Source organism: Thermocrispum agreste DSM 44070, from assembly GCF_000427905.1.
Lineage (GTDB): Bacteria > Actinomycetota > Actinomycetes > Mycobacteriales > Pseudonocardiaceae > Thermocrispum > Thermocrispum agreste.
Genome location: NZ_ATYX01000009.1, coordinates 76,106 through 98,791, shown reverse-complemented (window position 1 = coordinate 98,791; position 22,686 = coordinate 76,106). Strand labels below are relative to the sequence as shown.

General features: G+C 70.3%; 18 protein-coding genes and 2 riboswitches. Of the genes, 7 read left to right on the top strand and 11 right to left on the bottom strand.

The window, feature by feature from the left end; genetic code table 11:
• Window positions 1-33: 33 nt before the first annotated feature.
• Window positions 34-124: riboswitch (glycine riboswitch) on the top strand.
• Window positions 125-231, top strand: a riboswitch (glycine riboswitch).
• 38 nt (window positions 232-269) lie between these two features.
• Complete coding sequence (gene gcvP, locus YWY_RS0107840; protein WP_028847160.1) at window positions 270-3,173, top strand: aminomethyl-transferring glycine dehydrogenase; 2,904 nt, start codon at window positions 270-272, stop codon at window positions 3,171-3,173.
• A 93-nt stretch (window positions 3,174-3,266) separates the two neighbouring features.
• Window positions 3,267-4,280 (top strand): PHP domain-containing protein, encoded by a 1,014-nt coding sequence (locus YWY_RS0107835; RefSeq protein WP_028847159.1) that lies wholly within the window; start codon window positions 3,267-3,269, stop codon window positions 4,278-4,280.
• A 99-nt stretch (window positions 4,281-4,379) separates the two neighbouring features.
• Here YWY_RS0107835 and YWY_RS23175 read toward each other — a convergent pair whose 3' ends face one another.
• Entirely contained in the window at window positions 4,380-5,009 is a 630-nt protein-coding gene (locus YWY_RS23175) for a cysteine peptidase family C39 domain-containing protein (protein WP_051310035.1), read from the bottom strand.
• A 151-nt stretch (window positions 5,010-5,160) separates the two neighbouring features.
• Here YWY_RS23175 and YWY_RS0107825 point away from each other — a divergent pair, with 151 nt between their 5' ends.
• Window positions 5,161-8,247, top strand: a complete 3,087-nt coding sequence (locus tag YWY_RS0107825; RefSeq protein WP_028847158.1) for a Tn3 family transposase — start codon at window positions 5,161-5,163, stop codon at window positions 8,245-8,247.
• Window positions 8,248-8,265: 18 nt separating this feature from the next.
• Here the strand turns inward: YWY_RS0107825 and YWY_RS0107820 are convergent, their stop codons facing one another.
• On the bottom strand, window positions 8,266-8,886 hold the full coding sequence (locus tag YWY_RS0107820; RefSeq protein WP_245566597.1) for a class I SAM-dependent methyltransferase: 621 nt from the start codon (window positions 8,884-8,886) through the stop codon (window positions 8,266-8,268).
• 44 nt (window positions 8,887-8,930) lie between these two features.
• Here YWY_RS0107820 and YWY_RS0107815 point away from each other — a divergent pair, with 44 nt between their 5' ends.
• Both YWY_RS0107815 and YWY_RS20850 read left to right on the top strand, forming a co-directional pair.
• Window positions 8,931-9,329 (top strand): ArsR/SmtB family transcription factor, encoded by a 399-nt coding sequence (locus YWY_RS0107815; protein ID WP_028847156.1) that lies wholly within the window; start codon window positions 8,931-8,933, stop codon window positions 9,327-9,329.
• Window positions 9,326-11,374: a heavy metal translocating P-type ATPase gene (locus YWY_RS20850; protein WP_245566596.1), complete on the top strand. Its 2,049-nt coding sequence runs from the start codon at window positions 9,326-9,328 to the stop codon at window positions 11,372-11,374. Before YWY_RS0107815 ends, YWY_RS20850 begins: the two co-directional genes overlap by 4 nt.
• On the opposite strand, the gene YWY_RS24595 is transcribed toward YWY_RS20850, so the two are convergent.
• The 4 genes from YWY_RS24595 to YWY_RS20845 all read right to left on the bottom strand — a co-directional run bounded on the left by YWY_RS24595 (window position 11,337) and on the right by YWY_RS20845 (window position 15,126).
• Entirely contained in the window at window positions 11,337-12,311 is a 975-nt protein-coding gene (locus tag YWY_RS24595) for a tyrosine-type recombinase/integrase (RefSeq protein WP_028847155.1), read from the bottom strand. The genes YWY_RS20850 and YWY_RS24595 overlap by 38 nt on opposite strands.
• A gap of 98 nt (window positions 12,312-12,409) precedes the next feature.
• Window positions 12,410-13,471, bottom strand: a complete 1,062-nt coding sequence (locus tag YWY_RS0107800) for a WXG100 family type VII secretion target (RefSeq protein ID WP_028847154.1) — start codon at window positions 13,469-13,471, stop codon at window positions 12,410-12,412.
• Window positions 13,461-13,772 (bottom strand): hypothetical protein, encoded by a 312-nt coding sequence (locus YWY_RS0107795; RefSeq protein ID WP_028847153.1) that lies wholly within the window; start codon window positions 13,770-13,772, stop codon window positions 13,461-13,463. Before YWY_RS0107795 ends, YWY_RS0107800 begins: the two co-directional genes overlap by 11 nt.
• Window positions 13,773-13,893: 121 nt before the next feature.
• Entirely contained in the window at window positions 13,894-15,126 is a 1,233-nt protein-coding gene (locus YWY_RS20845; RefSeq protein WP_084609106.1) for an MFS transporter, read from the bottom strand.
• A gap of 12 nt (window positions 15,127-15,138) precedes the next feature.
• On the opposite strand from YWY_RS20845, the gene YWY_RS0107785 reads away from it, so the two are divergent.
• Window positions 15,139-15,972, top strand: coding sequence for an aldo/keto reductase (locus YWY_RS0107785; protein ID WP_028847152.1), 834 nt, complete (start codon window positions 15,139-15,141; stop codon window positions 15,970-15,972).
• Window positions 15,973-15,981: 9 nt separating this feature from the next.
• On the opposite strand, the gene YWY_RS0107780 is transcribed toward YWY_RS0107785, so the two are convergent.
• The 5 genes from YWY_RS0107780 to YWY_RS0107755 form a co-directional block, all read right to left on the bottom strand.
• Window positions 15,982-16,629, bottom strand: coding sequence for a hypothetical protein (locus YWY_RS0107780; RefSeq protein ID WP_028847151.1), 648 nt, complete (start codon window positions 16,627-16,629; stop codon window positions 15,982-15,984).
• A 147-nt stretch (window positions 16,630-16,776) separates the two neighbouring features.
• Window positions 16,777-17,871, bottom strand: a complete 1,095-nt coding sequence (locus tag YWY_RS20840; RefSeq protein ID WP_051310029.1) for a hemolysin family protein — start codon at window positions 17,869-17,871, stop codon at window positions 16,777-16,779.
• Window positions 17,868-19,190, bottom strand: a complete 1,323-nt coding sequence (locus tag YWY_RS0107770; RefSeq protein WP_038044779.1) for a hemolysin family protein — start codon at window positions 19,188-19,190, stop codon at window positions 17,868-17,870. The genes YWY_RS20840 and YWY_RS0107770 overlap by 4 nt, the downstream gene beginning before the upstream one ends.
• Window positions 19,191-19,437: 247 nt before the next feature.
• Window positions 19,438-20,013, bottom strand: coding sequence for a TetR/AcrR family transcriptional regulator (locus tag YWY_RS0107760; RefSeq protein WP_028847149.1), 576 nt, complete (start codon window positions 20,011-20,013; stop codon window positions 19,438-19,440).
• A 182-nt stretch (window positions 20,014-20,195) separates the two neighbouring features.
• Window positions 20,196-21,389, bottom strand: a complete 1,194-nt coding sequence (locus tag YWY_RS0107755) for a Glu/Leu/Phe/Val dehydrogenase dimerization domain-containing protein (protein WP_028847148.1) — start codon at window positions 21,387-21,389, stop codon at window positions 20,196-20,198.
• 279 nt (window positions 21,390-21,668) lie between these two features.
• Between YWY_RS0107755 and YWY_RS24590 the strand changes: the two genes are divergently transcribed.
• Window positions 21,669-22,595: a LysR family transcriptional regulator gene (locus tag YWY_RS24590; protein WP_084609105.1), complete on the top strand. Its 927-nt coding sequence runs from the start codon at window positions 21,669-21,671 to the stop codon at window positions 22,593-22,595.
• Window positions 22,596-22,686: the final 91 nt, after the last annotated feature.

Here is a 22,686-nt window from a genome sequence, read left to right as displayed (position 1 = left end):
CGCCGTCCCGCGGTTACACTGACGGCGTAGTCGTTGACCCGTGCGGGAGAGTCCGAGTACCGCTCGGCGCCGAAGGAGCAACCTCTCCCCGGAACCTCTCAGGCACCAGGACCGCACGGTGAGACGCCTCTGGATAGCAGGCACGGCCCGCGTGCCTCGCCGAAGGTGCAAGTCCGCGTGTGCGGACGAAGCTCTCAGGCACCCGTCGTGGGTAGGGACAGAGGGGGAGGACCGTAGCTGGCGCCCGCTCGATTGCCCGGAGGCCCACGATGTCGCGACCCAGTCTGGCAGAACTCGAACACGGCACCCCGTTCGTCGACCGGCACATCGGCCCGCGCCGCGCGGAGCTGGAGCGCATGCTCCGCACCATCGGCGTGGAGTCGCTCGAGCAGCTGGCCGACGCCGCGGTCCCGCGGTCGATCCGGGACAGCGAGCCGCTGCGCCTGCCGCCCCCGGCCACCGAGGCCCAGGTGCTGGCCGAACTGCGCGCGCTCGCCGCCCAGAACAAGCCGATGGTGCAGATGATCGGCCAGGGCTACTACGGCACGGTCACGCCGCCGGTCATCCGGCGGCAGATCCTGGAGAACCCCGCCTGGTACACCGCGTACACCCCGTACCAGCCGGAGATCTCCCAGGGCAGGCTGGAAGCGCTGCTGAACTTCCAGACCATGGTCGCCGATCTCACCGGCCTGCCGGTGGCGAACGCGTCCATGCTGGACGAGGCGACCGCGGCGGCGGAGGCGATGACCCTGGTGCGCCGCGCGGCGCGCAAGAACACCTCGACCAGGTTCCTGGTCGACGCCGACACGTTCCCGCAGACCATCGCTGTCCTGCAGACCCGCGCCGAGCCGCTGGGCATCGAGCTGGACATCCGCGACGTCGGTCAGTTCGCGGCCGCGTTCGAGGAGAACACCTTCTTCGGTGTGCTGCTGTCCTACCCGTCGGCTTCCGGAGCCGTCCGTGACGACCGCGAGCTGGTCGACCTGGCGCACGCGCACGACGCGGCCGTCGTGGTGGCGGCCGACCTGCTGGCCCTGACGCTGCTGCGGCCGCCGGGCGAGATCGGCGCCGACGTGGTCGTCGGCTCGGCCCAGCGGTTCGGCGTGCCGATGGGATTCGGTGGCCCGCACGCCGGCTACCTGGCCGTGCGGCAGGGGCTGGAACGCCAGCTGCCCGGCAGGCTGGTCGGCGTGAGCACGGACGCCGACGGCTCGATCGCCTACCGGCTGGCGCTGCAGACGCGTGAGCAGCACATCCGGCGGGAGAAGGCCACGTCGAACATCTGCACCGCTCAGGTGCTGCTCGCCGTGGTCGCTGCGGCCTACGCGGTGTACCACGGCGCGGAGGGACTGCGGGCCATCGCGCAGCGCGCGCATCGGATGGCCGCCGTGCTGGCCGCCGGATTGCGGGCCGGGGGCGTCGAGCTGGTACACGACGCGTTCTTCGACACGGTCCGTGCGGTGGTCCCCGGGCGGGCGAAGACGGTCGTCGAGCAAGCCCGCGGCCTGGGGGTGAACCTGCACCTCGTCGATGCCGATCACGTCGGGATCTCGTGCGACGAGACGACCACCCGCGAGCACCTGTCGCTGGTGTGGAAGGCGTTCGGGTTGTCCGTCGCCGACGCCGACGCGCTGGACGACAGCACGCCCGACGCGCTCCCGGAGCCGCTGCTGCGGAGCTCGGAGTACCTCACCCACCCGGTGTTCAACACCCACCGGTCGGAGACCGCCCTGCTCCGCTACCTGCGCGAGCTGTCCGACAAGGACGTGGCGTTGGACCGCAGCATGATCCCGCTCGGGTCGTGCACGATGAAGCTCAACGCCGCAGCGGAGATGGAGGCGATCACCTGGCCGGAGTTCGCCGAGCTGCACCCGTTCGCGCCCGCCGAGGACGCGGCAGGCCTGCTGCGCATCGTCGCCGACCTGCAGCGCTGGCTGGCCGAGATCACCGGCTACGACGCGGTGTCGCTGCAGCCCAACGCTGGAAGCCAGGGCGAGCTCGCCGGCCTGCTGGCGATCCGCGCCTACCACCGCAGCCGCGGCGACGACCAGCGCCAGGTGTGCTTGATCCCGTCCAGCGCACACGGCACGAACGCCGCCAGCGCGGTCATGGCAGGCATGCGCGTGGTCGTGGTCAAATGCGACGCGGACGGCAACATCGACATCGATCACCTGCGTGAGCTGGCCGCACAGCACGCCGACGACCTCGCCGCGATCATGGTCACCTACCCGTCGACCCACGGCGTGTACGAGGACACCGTCGCCGAGGTCTGCCGCATCGTGCACGATCACGGCGGCCAGGTCTACATCGACGGGGCGAATCTGAACGCGCTCATCGGGCTGGCCAGGTTCGGCAAGTTCGGTGCGGACGTGTCGCACCTGAACTTGCACAAGACCTTCTGCATCCCGCACGGCGGCGGTGGCCCCGGGGTGGGACCGATCGGCGTGCGCGGGCACCTGGCCCCCTTCCTGCCGAATCACCCGCTGCAGCCGGGGGCGGGCCCGGACACCGGCGTCGGCCCGGTCAGCGCCGCTCCGTGGGGTTCGGCGTCGATCCTGCCGATCAGCTGGGCGTACATCCGCATGATGGGCGCCGAAGGGCTCAAGCGTGCCACCTTGGCGGCGATCGCTGCGGCGAACTACGTAGCGCGGCGCCTGCACGAGCACTACCCGGTGCTGTACTCGGGCCGCAGATTGGACACGGACACGCCGGGCGCGGTCGGCCTGGTGGCGCACGAGTGCATCCTGGACCTGCGCGGTATCACCAAGGCGACCGGCATCACCGTCGACGACGTCGCCAAGCGGCTGGCCGACTACGGCCTGCACGCGCCCACGATGTCGTTCCCGGTGGCAGGCACGCTGATGGTGGAGCCGACGGAGAGCGAGGACCTGGCCGAGCTGGACCGGTTCTGCGACGCGATGATCGCCATCAAGGGCGAGATCGACCGGGTCGCGGCGGGGGAGTGGCCGAAGGACGACAACCCGCTGGTCGGCGCCCCGCACACGGCGGCATGCCTGACCGGTGAATGGGATCACGCCTACAGCCGCCAGGAGGCGGTGTTCCCGGCCGGGTCACGCGGACCGAAGATCTGGCCCCCGGTGCGGCGCATCAACCAGGCCGCGGGGGATCGCAACCTGGTCTGCTCCTGCCCTCCGCTGGAGGCTTTCGCCTAGGGCCGGGGTGCAGCTGCCGGCTGGCGTCGCGGTGGGTGCGACGAAGTGCCCGCAGCCCGGCACAGTGCGGTAGCGTCGGCGGGCATGCCACCACTGTCCCCGGTCGAGGCGCTACGTCGCATCGCGTTCCTGCTCGAACGCGCCCAGGAGCCGACGTACCGCGTGCGCGCCTTCCGTACCGCCGCTGCCGTCGTCGGAGCGCTCCCGGACGACGAACTCCGGCGGCGCGCCGCGAACGGCACGCTGACCGACCTGAAGGGCATCGGCAAGGTGACCGCCACGGCGATCACCGAAGCGCTTGCCGGGGAGATTCCGGTGTACCTGCGCCGCCTCGAGGCCACCGGAGGACGGCCGGTTGCCGAAGGCGGCGCAGAGATCCGCGCGGCCCTGCGCGGTGACCTGCACACGCACTCGGACTGGTCGGACGGCGGCAGCCCGATCGAGGAGATGGCGCTGGCCGCACGCGAGCTCGGCCACTCCTACATCGCGCTGACGGATCACTCGCCCCGGCTGACGGTGGCCAACGGGCTGTCGGCCGACCGGCTGCACCGGCAGCTGGACGTCGTCGCCGAGCTGAACGAGAAGCTGACGGGCATACGCATCCTCACCGGCATCGAGGTCGACATCAACGAGGACGGTTCGCTCGACCAGGACCCCGAGCTGCTGGAACGCCTGGACGTCGTGGTGGCCAGCGTGCACTCCAAGCTGCGCATGCCGCGGCGGGAGATGACGCGCCGCATGGTGCGGGCGGTGGAGAACCCGCACACCGACGTGCTGGGGCACTGCACGGGCAGGCTGATCGCCGGCGGGCGGGGGAGGAGGCCGGAGTCCGAGTTCGACCCCGAGGTGGTGTTCGCCGCCTGCGCGGATCACCAGGTCGCGGTGGAGATCAACTCCCGGCCGGAGCGGCTTGATCCGCCCAAGCGGCTGCTCCGCTTGGCGGTCGAGGCCGGTTGTTCGTTCGCCGTCGACACCGATGCACACGCGCCGGGACAGCTGGACTGGCAACCGTACGGTTGCGAGCGGGCGGCCGCCTGCGGTGTCCCGGTCGAGCGGATCGTCAACTCCTGGACGGCGGACAAGCTGCTCGCCTGGACCCGCTCCTGACCGCCGGGGCCCACCGGCACCCGCTCGCGATCATCGCCGGTGACGGCGCCCGGCCGCTGCGGTGCCGGGCCAGGAGCTGCTTCCGCGCACTCGCTTCGGCTACTTCGGAACCATGACCGACTGCACGTGGTCGAACCCCGCGCTGTCGGACAGGTTGCCGTTGAGGAAGTCTTCCTCCGGAACCCGCACGGTCTCGCCGCCGGTCGGTTCGTAGATCAGCACGTCTCCGCCTTCGTTGCCGACGATCAGCACGTAATGCATGCCGTCGGCCGGGTTCTGGTTGGCGACCAGCACCGGCACCGGCGTGCCCTCGTTGGCTGCCGTGAGGGCGTCGCGCATGTCGCGCGACACGTCCCGCTGGTCGGTGTCGTCCACGAGGCGCCATTCGTACTCCGTGCCCATGGCGTCGGCATGCTGATTCAGATACGCCGCCATGTCGGGCGGGGTCGTGCCCAGCGCCTGCGGCCAGTGCGGGATACCGCCCGGCAAGCGGTGGGTGTTCGTCCACTCGTGCACCCGGTCGCGCTCGCGCTTGAAGTTCTCCTCGAAGTCGCCCTCGGTCAGCGACAGCGCATACAGCGGGTCCGCCTCCGCCCGAGCGATGATCAGCGACGTTGTGCCGCACGTGGTGTCCTCGTACTGGCGGACGTCGATGCCTCCCCGTCGCTGATCACCGACACCGCCGCGGTCGATCAACGACAGGTGCTGGCTCAGTTCTTCCGGCGACATGCCACGGATCGGGGTGTGAGGAACATCGGAACGGAAACTGGCGCTAAGCCTCCAATGCCCCGATCCGCTCGTTGACGGCCTTGATCGTTTTGCTGAAGCTTCGCTGCGGTTCCGCCGCAGTGGGTGGATGTAGATCTGAAAGGCCAGTGAGTTGCCAGTTGAGTTCCTGTCCGATGAGCAGGCTGCGGCCTACGGCCGGTTGCCCGAGGTGTTGTCGCGGGCAGAGTTGGAGCGGTTCTTTTTCCTCGACGACGTTGACCGGGGCCTGGTGGAGGCCAAGCGGCGCGATTACAACAAGCTCGGGTTCGCGCTCCAGCTCGTGACGGTGCGCAACGTCGGGGCGTTCCTCGATGACCCGCTGGACGTGCCGGTCGAGCTGGTCGACTATCTCGCCGAGCAGCTCGGAATCGTGGACTCGTCGTGCGTGAAGTCCTACGGCGAGCGGGAGAAGACCCGCTTCGAGCACGTCTGGGAGCTGCGCCAGGCCGGTGGCTGGCACGAGTTTTCGGTGGTGGAGAACGAGCTCGGCGAGTGGATCGAGGCCCGCGCCTGGACCACCGGAGACGGGCCGAAGGCGCTGTTCGACGTCGCGGTCTCATGGCTGCGAGAGCGCAAGGTGCTGCTGCCAGGCGTGACCCGGCTGGTCCGGCTGGTCGCCGCCCAGCGAGAGGCGGCGAACCGGCGGTTGTGGGAGACGCTGTGTGATCTGCTTGACGACGAGCAGCGCGCCGCGCTGGATGGGTTGTTGGAGGTGCCGGAGGGGCACCGGAATTCGCGGTTGGACACGCTGCGGCGGCCGCCGGTGCGGGTGTCGGGTCCGGCGATAGTCGATGCCCTTCAGCGCGCGTCGGAGATCCTCGGGTTGGGGTTCGTCGAGGTGGACACTGAGGTGGTGCCGCCGCGCCGGTTGGCGGAGTTGTCGCGGTATGGGGTGCAGGGCAAGGCCAGTTTGCTGCGTCGTCACGGTGATTCCCGGCGGGCGGCGACGCTGTTGGCCACGGTGGTCTACCTGCAAACTCGGGCAGTCGATGACGCCCTGGATCTGCTGGATGTGCTGATCGCCTCGAAGCTGCTGGCGCGGGCGGAGCGGGAATCGGCCAAGGAGAAGCTGCGCACCCTGCCCAAGCTGGGCAAGGCGTCGGCGAAGCTTGCGGCCGCGCTGGGGGTGTTGCTGGAGGTGACCGGCGCGCACGATGGCCTGGCCGAGCAGGCCGCCGACGACGGCGACACCATCGAGCCGGTCAGTTTGGCGCAGGTGTGGGCCGAGATCGAGGCCGTGGTGCCCCGCGCCGAGCTGGCCGAGGCTCTGGTCGCGGTGGTGGAGCTCGCGGGGCCGCTGGACTCGGATGCGGATGAGGCGTGGCGGGCGGAGTTGGTGAAGCGGTTCGTCACGGTGCGGCCGTTCCTGCCGTTGTTGTGTGAGGTGATCCGCTTCGGCGCCGCGCCCGAAGGGCGTCAGGTGCTGGCGGTGTTGCGGGATCTGCCTCGGTTGTGGGGCGGCGGCCGCAACAAGGTCGCCCGCTCCGAGATCGACGAGCAGCTGCTGATCGGCTCGTGGCGCAGGTTGGTGCTGCACGCCCCGAAGCTGGAGCCAGGGACGATCGATTGGCGGGCTTACACCTTCTGTGTGCTGGAGCAGTTCCACCGCTGTTTGCGGCGTCGGGACATCTTCGCGGTCAACTCCAGTAAGTGGGGCGACCCGCGCGCCAAGCTCCTCGCCGGCAGTGCGTGGACCACCGCGAAGCCGGTGGTGCTGTCCAGTCTCGGACTGCCACCCGACCCGAACGAGCACCTCGACGAGTGCGCCGAGCTGTTGGACGCCACCTTCCGCGAAGTCACAGCGGGACTGCCGGAGAACACCGCGGTGCGCTTCGACGAGGACGGCCGCCTGCACCTCTCAGCGCTGCCAGCGGAGGCGGAGCCGCCGAGCCTGGCCAACCTGCGGGCGCTGACCAACCGGATGCTGCCCCGCGTCGACCTTCCGGAGGTGTTGCTGGAGGTCTTCTCCTGGACCGGCGCCGACCAGGCGTTCACCTCGATCACCGGCGGCGAAGCCCGCCTGGCCGACCTGCACATCACCATCGCCGCGCTACTGGTGTCCGAGTCCTGCAACATCGGCTGGACTCCAGTGATCAAGCACAGCGTGCCGGCGTTGACGCGGGATCGTCTGGCGCACGTGGACGCGACCTACCTGCGGATGGACACCCTCAAAGCCGCCAACACCTTCCTGATCGAGCACCAGGCCCGCATCGGCCTTGCTCAGGTGTGGGGCGGCGGGCACGTGGCCAGTGTCGACGGGATGCGGTTCGTCGTGCCGGTGCAGACCATCAATGCCCGCCACAACCCGCACTACTGGGGCCAGAAACGGGGCGCGACCTGGCTGAACATGGTGAACGATCAGGCCGCCGGGCTCGCCGGGAAGGTCGTGGCGGGCACCCCACGCGACTCCCTGCACGTGCTGGACGTGCTGTATGACCGCGACGGCGGGCAGAAACCGCAGATGATCGTCACTGACACCGCCTCCTACTCCGACATCGTCTTCGGGCTGCTCACTCTCGCCGGGTACACCTACGCCCCGCAGTTGGCCGACCTGCCCGATCAGAAGCTGTGGCGCATCGACACCCGCGCCGACTACGGGCCCTTCACCACAGCGGCTCGCGGCCGCATTGATCTCGACCGGATCCGGCGGCACTGGGAGGACATCCTGCGCGTGGTCGCCTCGATCCACACCGGTGCCGTCCGCGCTCACGACGTGATCCGGATGCTGTCCCGCGACGGCCACCCCACCCCGTTGGGTGAGGCGATCGCGCACTACGGCCGGATCCACAAGACGCTGCACGTGCTGCGGATGGTCGACGACACCGGCTACCGCCGCGACATCAAAGCCCAGGCCAACCTCCAGGAAGGCCGCCACGCCTTGGCCCGGCGGATCTTCCACGGCCAGCGCGGCGAACTACGCCAGCGCTACTACGAAGGCATGGAAGACCAACTCGGCGCCCTGGGCCTCGTCCTCAACGCGATCGTGCTGTTCACCACCCGCTACCTGGATGCCGCCATCACCGAACTCCGTGCCGGCGGCTACGAAGTCCACGACGAAGACGCGGCCCGGCTCTCGCCGTTCGTACGCCACCACATCAACATGCTCGGCCGGTATTCGTTCCTGCTCCCCGCCGATCTGGCCCAGGGCCTGCGGCCGCTGCGTGATCCGTCCGAGCCCGACGAGGACAACGAACGGTGACACCCCGCTCGGGGTGGCTTAGGGCCGGTAGGTGGCCACCCCGAGCACGTACCGGCCGCGGCGGCGGGTCAGGTACTGCTGGTCGACGACGAGATGGTGGCGTGCCAGCTCGGAGAGGAATTCCTCGGCGGTGAAGCGGTTCTCGGCCGGGTGGTCGAACAGCAGCCGGTAGGTAGGGGTGGCCAGGGCCAGGGCGGTGACTTCGTCGAAGTAGAACCGCCCGCCCGGGGTGAGGACGCGGGCGATCTCGGCCAGGGCGTCGGGCCAATGGGGGATGTGGTGGATGATCGCGAAGTCGAACACCGCGTCGTAGCGGGAGAGGGGCTCGCCCAGCGTGGTGTGCAGGTCGGTGGCGCTGCCCTGGGCGAGGCGGACCCGCTGGCCGTAGCGGCGGGTCAGGCGCCGCCGGGCCCGGGTGATCATCGCGGGGTCCAGGTCGATCGCGTCGACGTGGCCGGCGCCGAAACGGTCCAGGATCAGCTGGGTGCCGTAGCCCGGCCCGCAGCCCAGCTCCAGCACCCGCGCCCTGGGTGGCAGCGGCCCGCCGAGCCGGCGCATCCACGGCACCTCGTAGTAGCGCTGCAACCACCGCCGGGGCGGGGAGTTGACCAGCGCGGTCTCGACCCGGTTCATCAACATCACAACACCTCGATTGCATCGTCACATATTGCTATTATCGGGTTATGACGATGAATAGCATGGAGGGGTGCCTGGCGTCGAGCCCGCCGGGCGCGAACCTGGATCCGGCTGTGGCGTTGTTTCACAGCCTGTCGGACGCCACGCGGTTGGCGATCGTGCAGCGCCTGGCCGGCGGGGAGGCCCGGGTCGCCGATCTGATCGCCGAGCTGGGGCTGGCGCAGTCGACGGTGTCGGCGCACGTGGCGTGCCTGCGGGACTGCGGGCTGGTCGTGGGGCGCCCGCAGGGGCGGCAGGTGTTCTACAGCCTGGCCCGCCCGGAGCTGATGGACCTGCTGGCCTCGGCTGAGACGCTGCTGGCCGCGACCGGCAACGCGGTGGCGCTGTGCCCGACCTACGGCACCGACACCACCGGTGATACCGAGAACGGGGAGGTCGTGCGGTGAGCGACGCCTGCGGCTGCGGCAGCGACGAGCCCCGCACCGGCGAGGAAGAAGAGCGCGAGCCGGAACGGCTCTGGCAGGTCAGCGAACTGCGCTTCGCCGCGATCGCCGGGGTGCTGCTGCTGGCCGGATACGCGGTGGAGTGGGCCGGGGCGGGCTCCACACTGGCGCTGGCCCTGAAGGCGCTGGCCTTGGTCGCCGGGGCCTACACCTTCGTGCCCTCCACGCTGAAGCGACTGGCCCAGGGCAAGATCGGGGTCGGCACCCTGATGACCATCGCCGCGGTCGGCGCGGTGATCCTGGGTGAGGTCGGCGAGGCCGCGATGCTGGCCTTCCTCTACTCCATCAGCGAGGGCCTGGAGGAATACTCCCTGGCCCGCACCCGCCGCGGGCTGCGGGCGCTGCTGTCCCTGGTCCCCGAGGAAACCACGGTGCTGCGCAACGGCAGCGAGACCGTGGTGGCCCCGTCCGAGTTGCGGGTCGGGGACCGGATGCTGGTCAAGCCCGGGGAGCGCATCGCCACCGACGGCGTGATCCGCACCGGCCGCACCGCGCTGGACGTCTCCGCGATCACCGGCGAGTCCGTGCCGGTCGAAGCGGGCCCCGGCAGTGAGGTGTTCGCCGGGTCGATCAACGGCACCGGGGTGCTGGAGGTCGAGGTCACCACGACCTCCGAGGACAACTCACTAGCGCGGATCGTGCGGATCGTGGAGGCCGAGCAGTCCCGCAAGGGCGCCAGCCAGCGCCTGGCCGACCGCATCGCCAAACCCCTGGTGCCCGGCGTCATGATCGCCGCCGCGCTCATCGCCGGAATCGGCAGCCTCCTCGGCGACCCGACCACCTGGATCGAACGCGCCCTGGTCGTGCTCGTGGCCGCCTCACCCTGCGCGCTGGCGATCTCCATCCCCGTCACCGTCGTCGCCGCCATCGGTGCCGCGAGCAAGCACGGTGTGCTGGTCAAGGGCGGCGCCGCGCTGGAGGCCCTCGGCCGCGTGCGGGGGGTGGCGCTGGACAAGACCGGCACCCTGACCCGCAACCAGCCCGCCGTGGTCGACGTCGCCACCACCGACGGGACCCCGCGCGAGCGGGTGCTCGAGCTGGCCGCGGCGTTGGAGGCCCGCAGCGAACACCCCCTGGCCCGCGCGATCCTCGCCGCCGTCGACGGCGAGACGATCACCCCCGCGGCCGACGTGGAGGCGGTCACCGGCGCCGGGCTGACCGGCCAGCTCGACGGCCGCCCGGTGCGGCTGGGCCGCCCCGGCTGGCTGGAAGCCGGGCCGCTGGCCGCCGAGGTGCAGCGCATGCAGCAGGCCGGGTCCACCGCCGTGCTCGTCGAGGACGACGGCCGCGTGATCGGCGCGATCGCCGTGCGCGACGAACTGCGCCCCGAAGCCGCCGAGGTCATCACCCGGCTGTGCTCCGGCGGCTACCACGTCGCCATGCTCACCGGCGACAACCACGCCACCGCCACCGCCCTGGCCGCCGAAGCCGGTATCGACACCGTGCACGCCGAACTCCGCCCGGAGGACAAGGCCCGCATCATCAGCGAACTGGGCGACCGGCGATCGATGGCGATGGTCGGTGACGGTGTCAACGACGCCCCCGCCCTGGCCACCGCCGACCTGGGCATCGCCATGGGCGCCATGGGCACCGACGTCGCGATCGAAACCGCCGACGTCGCCCTCATGGGCGAAGACCTGCGGCACCTGCCCCACACCCTCGACCACGCCCGCCGCGCCCGCCGGATCATGCTGCAAAACGTCGGACTCTCCCTCGGGTTGATCATCGCTTTGATGCCGCTGGCGCTGTTCGGCGTCCTCGGCCTGGCCGCGGTGGTGCTGGTGCACGAGGTGGCCGAGGTCGTGGTCATCGCCAACGGGGTGCGCGCCGGCCGCGCCAAGCCGCTGCCCACACTGCCCGGCGGCAAGCCTGTGGCGGAGCGGCCCGCGACAGTGGGGCCTCGGCGTAACCCGCAGCGAAACCCCGACGGTAGGGGCGGCCCGGCGGCCCCTACCGTCGGCTGTCGCCGGGCGCCAACAGGCTGGTGATCTCGGCGAGCGCCTGGTCGGAGGGTTTGAAGTACCGGCGCAGGTTCTCCGGCTTCCTATGCCGGGACTTCGCCATCAGCAGCAACAGGCTCGCTCCGGCCTCGCCGAGGTGCGTCAACGCGGAGTGGCGGAGCTCGTGCAGGTCCCAGCCCGTTCCTGGTCCCTGGAGTGCGGTGTGGGCATCCAGCAGAGCACGGGCCTGCCCGTAGGACAGCCGGGCCAGCCCGCTGTCCGGACACACATCACGGGGGCTGAGGACCTTGCACGGGCCGGGGTGGCGGTGAGTGACAAACACCGGGCCCCGGCTGCGGCCCTTGAGCAGGCGCGGCAACAACCGGGCGGTGCCGGCATCCCAGTAGACGGTCTCTAACATGAAATCCGCGCGCCCCTGGCCCCGCCGACGGGCCCGGGCCGCACCCTTGGCCTTGACCGGGCAGCGGCGCCCGGCCAGGTCGAGATCCTCGATGTTGATGCCGAGGATCTCCTCGGCGCGCGCGGCGCTCTCGTAGAGCATCCGGTACAGCGTCTTCTCCCGCAGGCCCACCTCCCGGTGTGCGATCAGCCGGTCGATCGCCAGGCGAGACCGGACTGGGGTTTGCGAGTCCGGCACCGTCATCCGCTTGGTCCACCCCGGAACGCTCGGAGCATCGTGGCCAAGTTCCCGGCACCAAGCCAACCACGACAACACCGCGGCGCGGCGGGCGTTCCACGTGTTGACCGCCGCGCCGCCCCACAGCAGTTCCAGCGCCTCACCGACCTCGTCATCGGCCACCGCCGCCAGCGGCCGGCGCTCGCCCAACCGGTCGGCGGTCTTGCCCACCCCGGCCCCGTAGGCACGGAACGTGTTCGGGTTGCCCAGCGAGTCGAGGAACAGCTCGGCCGCCCGACCGATGGTCAGCGCCGAGGGGTTCGTCGGCAGCGCGACGACGGTGGACACCCGCGTTCTCCCTTGCCGCAGATAACAGGGCCGCCTCACGCGCCGCCGCGGGGATGTTCCCGCAGGACATGATCAGCGATGCCGCAGATAATAGGCCGTTATCTGCGGCATGAGTTCACGAACCTGCCGAAGCCGGCGTCGCGTTGATCAGCGACCAGGGACGACGAGGGCTTAGCGCCAGTTTCCGTTCCGATGTTCCTCAAACCCCGGATCCTCTCGGCGAACCTGGCCAGCTCATCGACCGAGTGATCGGCGGCCAGGCCCTTGAGGATCCATGCCCGCTGCTCGTCGGACGCGGCGGCGTCGAGGATCTGCTGCAGGCGGGTCCGGTCGGCGTCGCTGAGCTCCTGCATCTTCCGGCCCGCGCGTTCCAGCTGGCTGGGGGTGAGGATGCCGTCGTCGTAGCCGTCGCCGAGCTCGGTCGTGACGGTCTTGCCTGCGAGCACCACGGCGTCGTCCGGCGCCATGCCGCCTTCGACCGCGGCCGCCGCCCTGGCCTTCCCGGCGAGATCGGCGAACCGGCTGGCCGGGCGGTCGGCGCTGTCGAGCGCGTCGGTGTAGACGTCGATGCATCCGTTGACCAGGTCGTAGGCCCTGCGGACCACGTCGAGCAACGCGGTGGGATCGGCCATCGGGACATCGCCTTCGAAGATGGTGATGTCCGGACCGGGGAACCAGTCCGGCGTGCCCACCCTGACCCGGATGTGGGTCGCGTCGTAGAAGGCGGCGTCCAGCTCCTCGTGCAGGCGGCTGTGCCGCTGTTGCTGGTCACGGATGTCGTCGGCGAGGTCTTCCAGCACCGTCGCCGCCCGGCGGAAGATCCCGGGGGTGGTGCCGATGGCCTTCTCGGTGGCCTGCAGCACCGCGGAGGCCTGCTGTGCCGCGCCGCCTTCCCATGCGGCGGGCAGGGTGGTGGTGCCCAGCCTGCCGGTGTCGGTGCCGATGAGCGCGATGACGTCCGCCGCGCTGCGATACGCCCGGGCGAGCTCTTCCAGCGTGTCGGGGTCACCCGGTGGCGGGGTGGAGATCTCGTCCAGGACATCCGAGATGAGCTCGGCGATCCGGACCGGGTTGGGGATCCCGCCGGGCAGGAAGAACTCGCTGAGCCGCTTCAGCCGCGACAGGATGGTGCTCACCTGCAGGTAGTCGTCACTGGACACGGCCGCCTCCGAACGATTCCCGGCCGGCGTCTTCCATCGCACGGTAGGTCTTGGCCGCGTTCCGCAGGGCCGAGCAAAGCTGTTCGAGGATGCGAATGTGCACGCCTACCTCGTCGAACCAGGCATCCTGCATTTTCGTGTAGGCGTCCCGGACCACCGAGAATCCGCACGCGCTGCCGCCGTCCCGCGCGGCGTCGTCCCACGTGGCGCGCGCGTTGCGCAGATCGTCGGCGAGATCGCACGCGGTGCGTCCGCCGCGTTCGACGGTTTCCGTCTCGACTCGGTATCCCGGCGGCATCATGGCCTCCCCGCTGTGCCTGGTGGTGAGTCATCCGGCGGCCCCCTGACTCGCCGGATGACCCGGTGGTGTGACGCGGTACCCGCAGCGGCCGTTTCGTCCGCCGGTGAAGTCTTTGCGTCAGCTAAGGCTGTCGTGGTCGCATCCGTACGAACGGCACCACACAGCCCGCGGCCAGCGCAAGCAGGCCGGCCGCCAACGCGAACGGGGCGGCGACCCCGGCGACGGCCGACAGCGCACCGGCGACGGCCGGCACCACGCTCTGTGCGACCCGGTTGCCGCTGACCCGCAACGCCAGCGCCGTGGCGCGGAGCCGTTTCGGCGCCTGCTGCACGACCCAGGTCATGGTCAGCGGCTGCCCCAGGCCCAGGGTCATGCCGAGCAGCACCATGAGCAGGACCAGCACCAGCGCGCCGCCGACCGTGATGAGCGCCGCCATGCCGCAAGCGGCCAGCCCGGTGCTGAGCAGGACGACGGTCAGCCTGCCGAACCGGACGACGAGCACGCCGATGAAGATCCGGGACAAGAACGAGGCGCCCGCACGCACGCTCAGCAGCACGCCGACGAATCCGGGAGACAGCCCGTAGCGAGTGCCCAGCACCGGCAGGTAGGCGGTGAGCAGATCCACGGCGGCGATCACGCTGCCGCTGACCAGCATCGCCACCGCCAGTTGCCGATCAGTGAGCATGCGCAACGCCGATCCCCGGCCGGATTTTTCGCCCGCCCGGCCGCTGGGCGCCACCGCCTCGCTGCCGCGCAGCACGAACAGCAGACCGCCGAACATGACCGAGGCGAGCGCGGTCACCGCGACGGCGACGTAGAAGGCGTAACCGGTGGCGAGCAGCAGCTCGCCGGGACCGGCGAGCGACATGGCCCAGCCCGCCGCCAGCGGTCCGGCCATCTGCCCGAGCGACGCGGCGGCGGTGAACCAGCCGAAGTTGCGATCGCGCCGGCCGGGTGCCGACATCCCGGTCACCAGCGCCTGGCCGCCGAGCATGACGGCCAGCTGCCCCACGCCGTACACCGTGTTGACCATGGCCAGCCACAGCAGTGACTCGATCTGGGACATTCCCAGTGCGCTGCCGAGCAGCAGCGCGAGGCCGCCAAGCACGATGGCGGGGACGCGTCCGCGGTCGCACAGCCGTCCCATCGGAACGGCGGCGAACACCGGAAGTATGGCGCCGGTCGCGACCACCACGCCGACGGTCGTCTCGTCGCCGCCGAGGGCCAGCACCCGGTAGGAGACCACCGGCCGGGCGAGAAAGGTCGTGGCGTGCACGACCGCGTTGCCCAACAGCAGAACCACCAGAGTCGTACGGCCGTCGCGTGGGTAGTTTGGATAAGTAACCGACGACATGGAGGCAACTGTATGGGGCAGGTTCCCAGCATCGACCTGACGACCGACGTGGCGATCCCGCAGTTGGGCTTCGGGGTGTTCCAGGTTCCGCCCGCCGAGACCAAGGCGGCGGTGGCCAAGGCCCTGCAGGTGGGATATCGCAGCATCGACACGGCCGCCGTCTACGGCAACGAGCGCCAGGTGGGCGAGGCGATCGCGGAAAGCGGCGTACCGCGCCAGGAGCTGTTCGTCACCACCAAGCTGTGGAATTCCGAGCAGGGCTACGACAGCACGCTCGCCGCGTTCGACGCCAGCATGGCGAAACTGGGCCTGGAGCAGCTGGATCTGTACCTGGTCCACTGGCCGGTGCCCAAGCGTGACCGCTACCTGGACACCTGGCGCGCCTTCGAACGGCTGCACGCCGACGGGCGGGTCCGGGCGATCGGCGTCTCCAACTTCACCGTGGACCACCTACGCCGACTGCTGGACGTGGCCGAGGTCCCGCCGGCCATCAACCAGGTGGAGCTGCATCCGCGGTTCCAGCAGCGCGAGCTGCGCGCGTTCCACGCCGAGCACGGCATCGCCACGGAGGCGTGGGCCCCGCTCGGCCAGGGCACGCTCATCGACCATCCGGTGCTGACCAAGATCGCCGCGAAGCACGGCCGCACGTCCGCGCAGGTGATGATCCGCTGGCACCTGCAGATCGGCAACGTGGTGATCCCGAAGTCGGTCACGCCGGAGCGGATCGAGCAGAACTTCGCGGTGTTCGACTTCGAGCTGGACCAGGACGATCTCGACGCGATCGCCGCACTGGACGACCCACACGGCCGGATCGGACCCGACCCGGAGACGTTCGACCAGGTGTGAGCGGCGCCGTCAGCTGTCGAAGCCGGCCTCCTCGAGCACGGAGGCCGGCTCCGGCTCGCTGAGGAAGTCGCGGAAGTCCTGGGCGGCGCGCTTCTGCACGATGTCCACCCCTTCGCCGTCGAGCACGACGTACGGGAGCAGGTGACCGGACCTGGACGTCAGCGGCGTCTGCATGCTGGCGACACGCGCCGGGTTGGACTTGCGCAAGCGGTCGCCGGCGTCGGCGGATTCGGCGATCCACACCGACGGCACGGCCAGCACCCGGTCGTCGTGCGAGCTGATCGCCTCCAGCGCCTCTTCCTCGTCGGCGGCGCTGACCTCCACCGTGATGCAGTACCCGGTGACCTCCCGGTCGCCCGCGTTCCACTTGTCGCCCACCTTGGTGAGCGGCCGTACCAGCTTCGGCGGCACGATGACCCGCAGGGTGCGGCGGCCTTCGGCGCATGTGTCGCCTTCCGCGTCGGCCCGGCTGCCGAGGTTGTTCGAACCCCACACCACGGCGAAGATCCCGGCACCCACGACGGCCAGCACGGCCAGCACGGCGAACGGCCATGTGGCCACACCCCTCCGCGCCCCGACCGCACGGTGATACCCGGTGCTCGTCGCGTCTTTGGCTCTGCGCCTGCGGGTCGGCTCGGGCTTGGAGTGCTTCCCCATCGTGGCCGGTTCCTTTCCTCACCGCATCGTCAGCGCCACAGCCCGATCGGGAAATTCGTGACCGAATCGATGCGAAAGGCGCTCACGGCGCGGAAGCTTATCACCCGTATTTCCGACTTTCGTCGCATTGACGGCCACTTCGGGTGATCACGTGACCGTTTTGTCTGTTTCTGGTGACGTGTTGTGCGCCCGTTGTCTGGACGTCACATGCGTGCCGTCACGCACCGTGCCCACGTACTCCTCGACGACGTCCTCCAGGGCCACCACACCGACGGCACGGCCGTCCTGTTCCACCACCGCCAGATGGCTGCCTTCCGCGCGCATGGTGGACAGCGCCCGCTCCAACGACGTGTCCCGCTGCAGGCGGGCCAGCCTGCGCACCTTGTGTTCCGGTACCGGCGTCTCCGGGGCGTCGCCGAGCTGATCCAGTACGTCTTTGACGTGGATGTAGCCGACGACCTCGCCGGACTCGGCAAGCACCGGGAAGCGCGAAAAGCCGGTGGAGGAGACGGCCCGTTCGACGGCGCCGAGCGTGACCCCGGCAGGCAGGGTGGTCAGCTCGGCCATCGGCACCAGCACGTCGGCCACGGTCTTGTCCACCGAGCTCAGCGCCTGACTCAGCCTGCGATGCTCGGACTGCTCGAGCAGCCCCTCCCGGCGCGACTCGCTGAGCAGGTTGGCCAGCTCGTGCGAGGTGTAGGCGGTCTCCAGTTCGTCCTTGGGCTGCACCTTGACCAGCCGCAGCAGCAGGTTGGCCGCGGCGTTGAGCAGCCAGGTGAACGGGCGGGTCACCTTCGCCCACAGCACCAGCGGCGGCACCAGCCACAGCGCCACCCGCTCCGGGTCGGCGATGGCCAGGTTCTTCGGCACCATCTCGCCGGCCAGCACGTGCAGCAACGTCATGATGGTCAGCGCGACGGTGAACGCGACCGGGTGCAGCACGTAGCCGGGCAAGACCAGGCCGACGGCGCCGAGTCCCTGCTCCAGCAGCGCCGCCACCGCAGGCTCGCCGACCAGCAACAGCAGCAGCGAGCAGATGGTGATGCCCAGCTGAGCCCCGGCGAGCAGCAGCGAGACCTGCTGGCTGGCGCTCACCACGATGCGGGCGCTGGCGGTGCCTTCGGCGAGCATGGCCTCGAGCCGGTCGCGGCGCGACGAGATCAGGCTGAACTCGGCGCCCACGAAGAACGCGTTGGCCAGCAGCAGCACCACGATCAGCGGGAGCGCGTTCCACGAGCTCACTGCGGCACCGCCTCGTCCAGCGGGCGGATGGCCAGCTCGGCGATGCGATGCCGGTCCATGCGGGTGACGGTCAGGCGCCAGCCGTCCACCACCACGTCGGCGCCCGGCTCGGGGATGACGCCCAGCAGCGACAACACCATGCCGGCAACCGTCTCGTAGTCGCCGTCCGGCATGCGGAACCCGGTGGCTTCCAGCAGCTCGTCCGGCCGCAGCTGGCCGGACACCAGCCAGCTGCCGCCGGCCAGCCGCCGGGACGGCGGGATCTCGCCGCTGTCGTGTTCGTCGCGGACGTCGCCGATGATCTCCTCGACCACGTCCTCCAGCGTCACGATGCCCGCCGTGCCACCGTACTCGTCCACCACCACGGCGAGCTGGAAGCTGGCGTCGCGCAGCCGGTTGAGCAAGGCGTCGCCGGGCAGCGACTCCGGCACCGTCGGCACCGGGCGCATCAGCGAGCTCGCCCGCACGTGCTTGCGCTGCTCGGCGGGCACGGTGAACGCCTGCTTGACGTGGATGGCGCCGGCGATGTCGTCGAGGTCCTCGCCGCAGACCGGGAAGCGGGACAGCCCGGTGCGCGCCGACAGCTCCACCAGCTCCTGCACCGTGCTGTCCTCGCGAAGGAACTCCACCTGGGTCCGCGGCGTCATCAGCTCGTCGGCGGTGCGATCACCGAACCGCAGCGACCGGTCCAGCAGCGTGGCGGTGACGGTGTCGAGCGTGCCGCTCTCCGCGGCGGACCGGACGATCGATCCGAGCTCCTGCGGGGAGCGGGCGGAGCGCAGTTCCTCCTGCGGCTCGACGCCGAACTTGCGCACCACCCAGTTGGCGCTGTCGTTCATCGCCCTGATCAGCCAGCCGAACACCGCCGAGAAGCGGGCGTGGTAGCCGATCACCGCACGGGCGGTGGGCAGCGGGCGGGCGATGGCCAGGTTCTTCGGCACCAGTTCGCCGAAGATCATCGACAGCGCGGTGGCGATGAGCACCGCCAGCGTCAACGACGTGGCACGTGCTGCCGCGTCCGGCATGCCGATGCCCGCCAGCAGCGGCTGCAGCAGCTCACCGATGATCGGTTCGGCGAGAAAACCGCTGATCAGGGTGGTGAGCGTGATGGCGATCTGCGCGCCGGAGAGCTGGAAGGACAGCGACCGGTGCGCGGCGAGCAGCGTCTTCGACCTGCGGTCGCCGACCTGTTTCACATGGGCTTCGACGGCGCTGCGCTCCAGCGCGGTGAGGGAGAACTCGGCCGCGACGGCCACGCCGGTGCCGAACGTGAGCAACAGGAACAGCAACAACCCGGCGACGGTGAGCAGGACGTCCATCACGCGCCGTCCGGGAAGCGGAGCAGACTGACACGAGCATGGCCGGGTTGGACACCCGGCTCGGTACTGTCACCAGGCGAACGTGACTGACTCACCTTGTCGGTGTCACTCCTCGAAACGTTGTTGCAGCGCATGCGCTTGCGCCTCGCGCCTGCGACCAGGGTACCCGGCGATGCGCAAGATCGCTGCAAACCGGATCGGATTGCCCGCCACGGACAACACCGGATCGGCTGCACCCACGCGCACGTCACCGCCGCTTGCGCCGGGTCGTCTCCTCGACCAGGTCGAGGACCGGTTCCAGACCGGCGGCGGGCATCCCCATCGCCAGCCGGGAGGTCAATCCCTCCAGCACCAGCTCCAGGAACGAGGTCAGCACCTCGACGTCGACGTCGTCGCGCAGCTCTCCGGCCTCGAGCTTGCGTTGCAGGCGCTCGCGGGTGGCCCTGGTCAGCAGCTCGGAGCGCTCCGCCCAGCGGCGGCGGAACTCCTCGTCCGTGCGCAGCCTGCGGGACACCTCCAGCCGCGTGCCCAGCCAGTCCACCAGCTGCGGGGAACTGCCCGCGAGCAGATCCCGCATCACCTGCACCAAGCCCTGCTCGGCGACCACTTCGGCCATCCGGACCGCGTCGTCCTCGGCCAGCGCCAGGAACAGTGACTCCTTGTCCTTGAAGTGGTGGAAGATCGCCCCGCGGGACAGCCCGATGGTTTCCTCGAGCCTGCGCACCGTGGCGCCTTCGTAGCCGTGGCGGGCGAAACAGATCCGGGCACCGTCCAGGATCTGCCGTCGCCGGGCGTCGAGGTGATCCTGGCTGACCTTGGGCACACCGTGATCCTGGCATCGGTGATCGTCGAGTGCAATCCGTACGTACGTTCTGTTGGCGGAGTGTCGCGATCACCACGCAACCCGGGCGTGCGCGGGCGGCCGGAGAAGGGCGCGTGCTACCGGCGGGTCAAGGGAGGCCCGTGGTACCACGCCGGCCGTGGACGGCGGCCCGGCCGGCAGGGTCAGGGGATGGTCAGTGCGACCACGCCCTCGGCTTCCTCGGCCCGTCGTGCGGCCTGGTTCCGTTCCGCCTGCCGGACGGCCGTGACGCGCGGCGGGACCTTCCCCGTGTCCCACTCGTTCATCAGCACCGCCACTCTGGAGAGCATCGCGGTGCGCAGCTTCTGGAACGAGTCGGCCGGATCGGCTCCGACCTCGCCCATCAGCAACCACCAGGCCCAGGCGGCGGCGCCTGCGTTGGCGACGAAGTCCGGCACGACCGGGATGCCGCGCGCAGCGAGCGTGGCGTCGGCCTCGGGGGTGGTCGCGGCGTTCGCCGCCTCCACCACCGCGGACGCAACGACCTCGTCGGCGTTGCCCGGGTTGAGCGCGTAGGAGACCGCCGCGGGCACCAGGATGTCGGCCGGAATGCCGACGATCGCTTCGCGGGGCAGCCGCTGGACGGCGGCGGGAACACCGGAGCGGTCGATCTCGCCGAAGCGATTGCGCAGGCCGAGCAGATGCGGGACGTCCAGCCCGTCCGGGTGGTAGAGCGTGCCTGTGGCGTCGGCGACAGCGACCACGCGCACACCTGCCTCGTGCAGATACCACGCGGCACCGCCGCCCATCGTGCCGATGCCTTGAATCGCGACCGTGGTATCGGCTTCCTGCCACCGCCATGCGTTGATCACTCCGAGGCAGGCCTGGGCCACGCCGTAGCCGCCGATGACGTCGCCGAGCAGCTGGCCGCCCGGCACCGGCGCGTTCAGCCCGGCACGCACGCGTTGCAAGGTCCGTTCCGGATCCGGCGAGCGCCGGATCGCGGCGTGGAACGACTGCTGCAGGCCGAGCCCGGCGAACACGTCGTCGACCAGCGACTGCGGCACGCCGAGGTCCTCGGCCGTGACCCAGTGGTCGTCCAGCCACGGCCGCATCGCGGCGAAGAAGCGCTCCAGGACACCACGCGCGTCCGGATCCTTGGGGTCGCAGTCGATGCCGCCTTTGGCGCCGCCGACCGGCAGGTCGAATGTGGCGGCTTTGAGCGCCATGCCGTAGGCGAGATCGGCGACTTCGGATTCCGTGCAGCCGGCACGCATGCGAGTGCCGCCGGTGGCCATGCCGGAGACCAGCGTGTGCACGACGAGGTAGCCGTTTCTGCCGGTCACCGGATCGGTCCAGGTCACTCGGACAAGGGGAGCGCTGCGTGCCGCGGTCATGCCACCACCTCCGAACTCGCCTGCAGGACCCGGGCCGGCGCGGTCACCGCCTGCCCACGGACGATCGCCGGGCCATCCGCCGGAAAAGCGCGCACGACGACCACCGGCACCGCCTCGGCCTGGTCGATGCCGGTACTCGTTCGCCCGGATGATCCGGCGGTCGCCGGGATGCCGCCGTAGTGTCAGAGTCGGGCCCGGCGGCGGTCGCGTCCAGTTACGAGTGCTGTATGCCGGCGTTTAGCGTTTGTTTACGTCCGGCGCAGGGACGAAGGTGGCGGTATGGAGTTGTCGTTGCACCGCCTGCGCATGCTGCGTGAGCTGAACCGAAGGGGTACGGTCACCGCTGCGGCGAGCGCACTGCACTACACCGCTTCCGCAGTGTCGCAACAGCTTGCGCAGCTGGAACGGGACGTCGGTGCGCGGCTGTTCGAGCGGGTCGGGCGCCGGGTGCAGCTGACCGAACTCGGCAAGCTGCTGGCCGAGCACGCCGAAGAGATCCTGGAGTCGGTCGAGCGGGCCACGCTGGCGTTGGAGGAGGCGCAGGAGGCGCGCACGGTGACGCTGCGCGCCGGGGTGTTCGCCACCGTGGCGGCCGGGCTGCTGCCCGGGGCGCTGGAGCTGCTGTCCCAACGGCAACCGGGCATCCGGGTGCGCACCAAGCAGCTGGCTCCCGAGCACAGCATGCAGGCGGTCAAGGACGGCGAGGTGGACATCGCCTTCACGGTCAACTACTCGGATGCCCCGACACCGTGGGACCCGAACCTGCTCGGGGCGACGGTGGCCGTGGAGCGACTGCACGTGGCGGCGCCGGAGGGGGTGCTCGGCGGCAAGGACGGCGGACCGGTCGCGTTGTCCGATCTGGCCGAGCATCCGTGGATCATCGCGGGCCCCCGAAGCCACTTCGGCCGTGCGGTGCGGGCGGCCTGCTTGCGTGCCGGGTTCCAGCTGCGCGTCACGCACGAGGTGGAAGAACAGTCGACGGCGATGGCCATGGCGGCGGCGGGCCTGGGCATCACGCTGGTGTCGGATCTAGGGCTGACGCTGGCACCGTCCGGTATGGAAGCGCTGCCGTTGACGACACCGATCACCCGCACCGTGTCGTTGGCGTACCGCAGCACGACGGCTCGCCGGCCGGCGCTGCAAATGGTGATCGACGTCGTGCGGGCGGCCGCAGCCGATCTGGGCCTGAGCGCCGGAGGGGAGTAGTCACCGGTCCGGCGCCTGCCCGGCGGTGGTGCCCGCGGACGTCGTCGCCGGGGTGACCGGCCAGGAGCCTTTGATACCGGCCGCAGCTGCG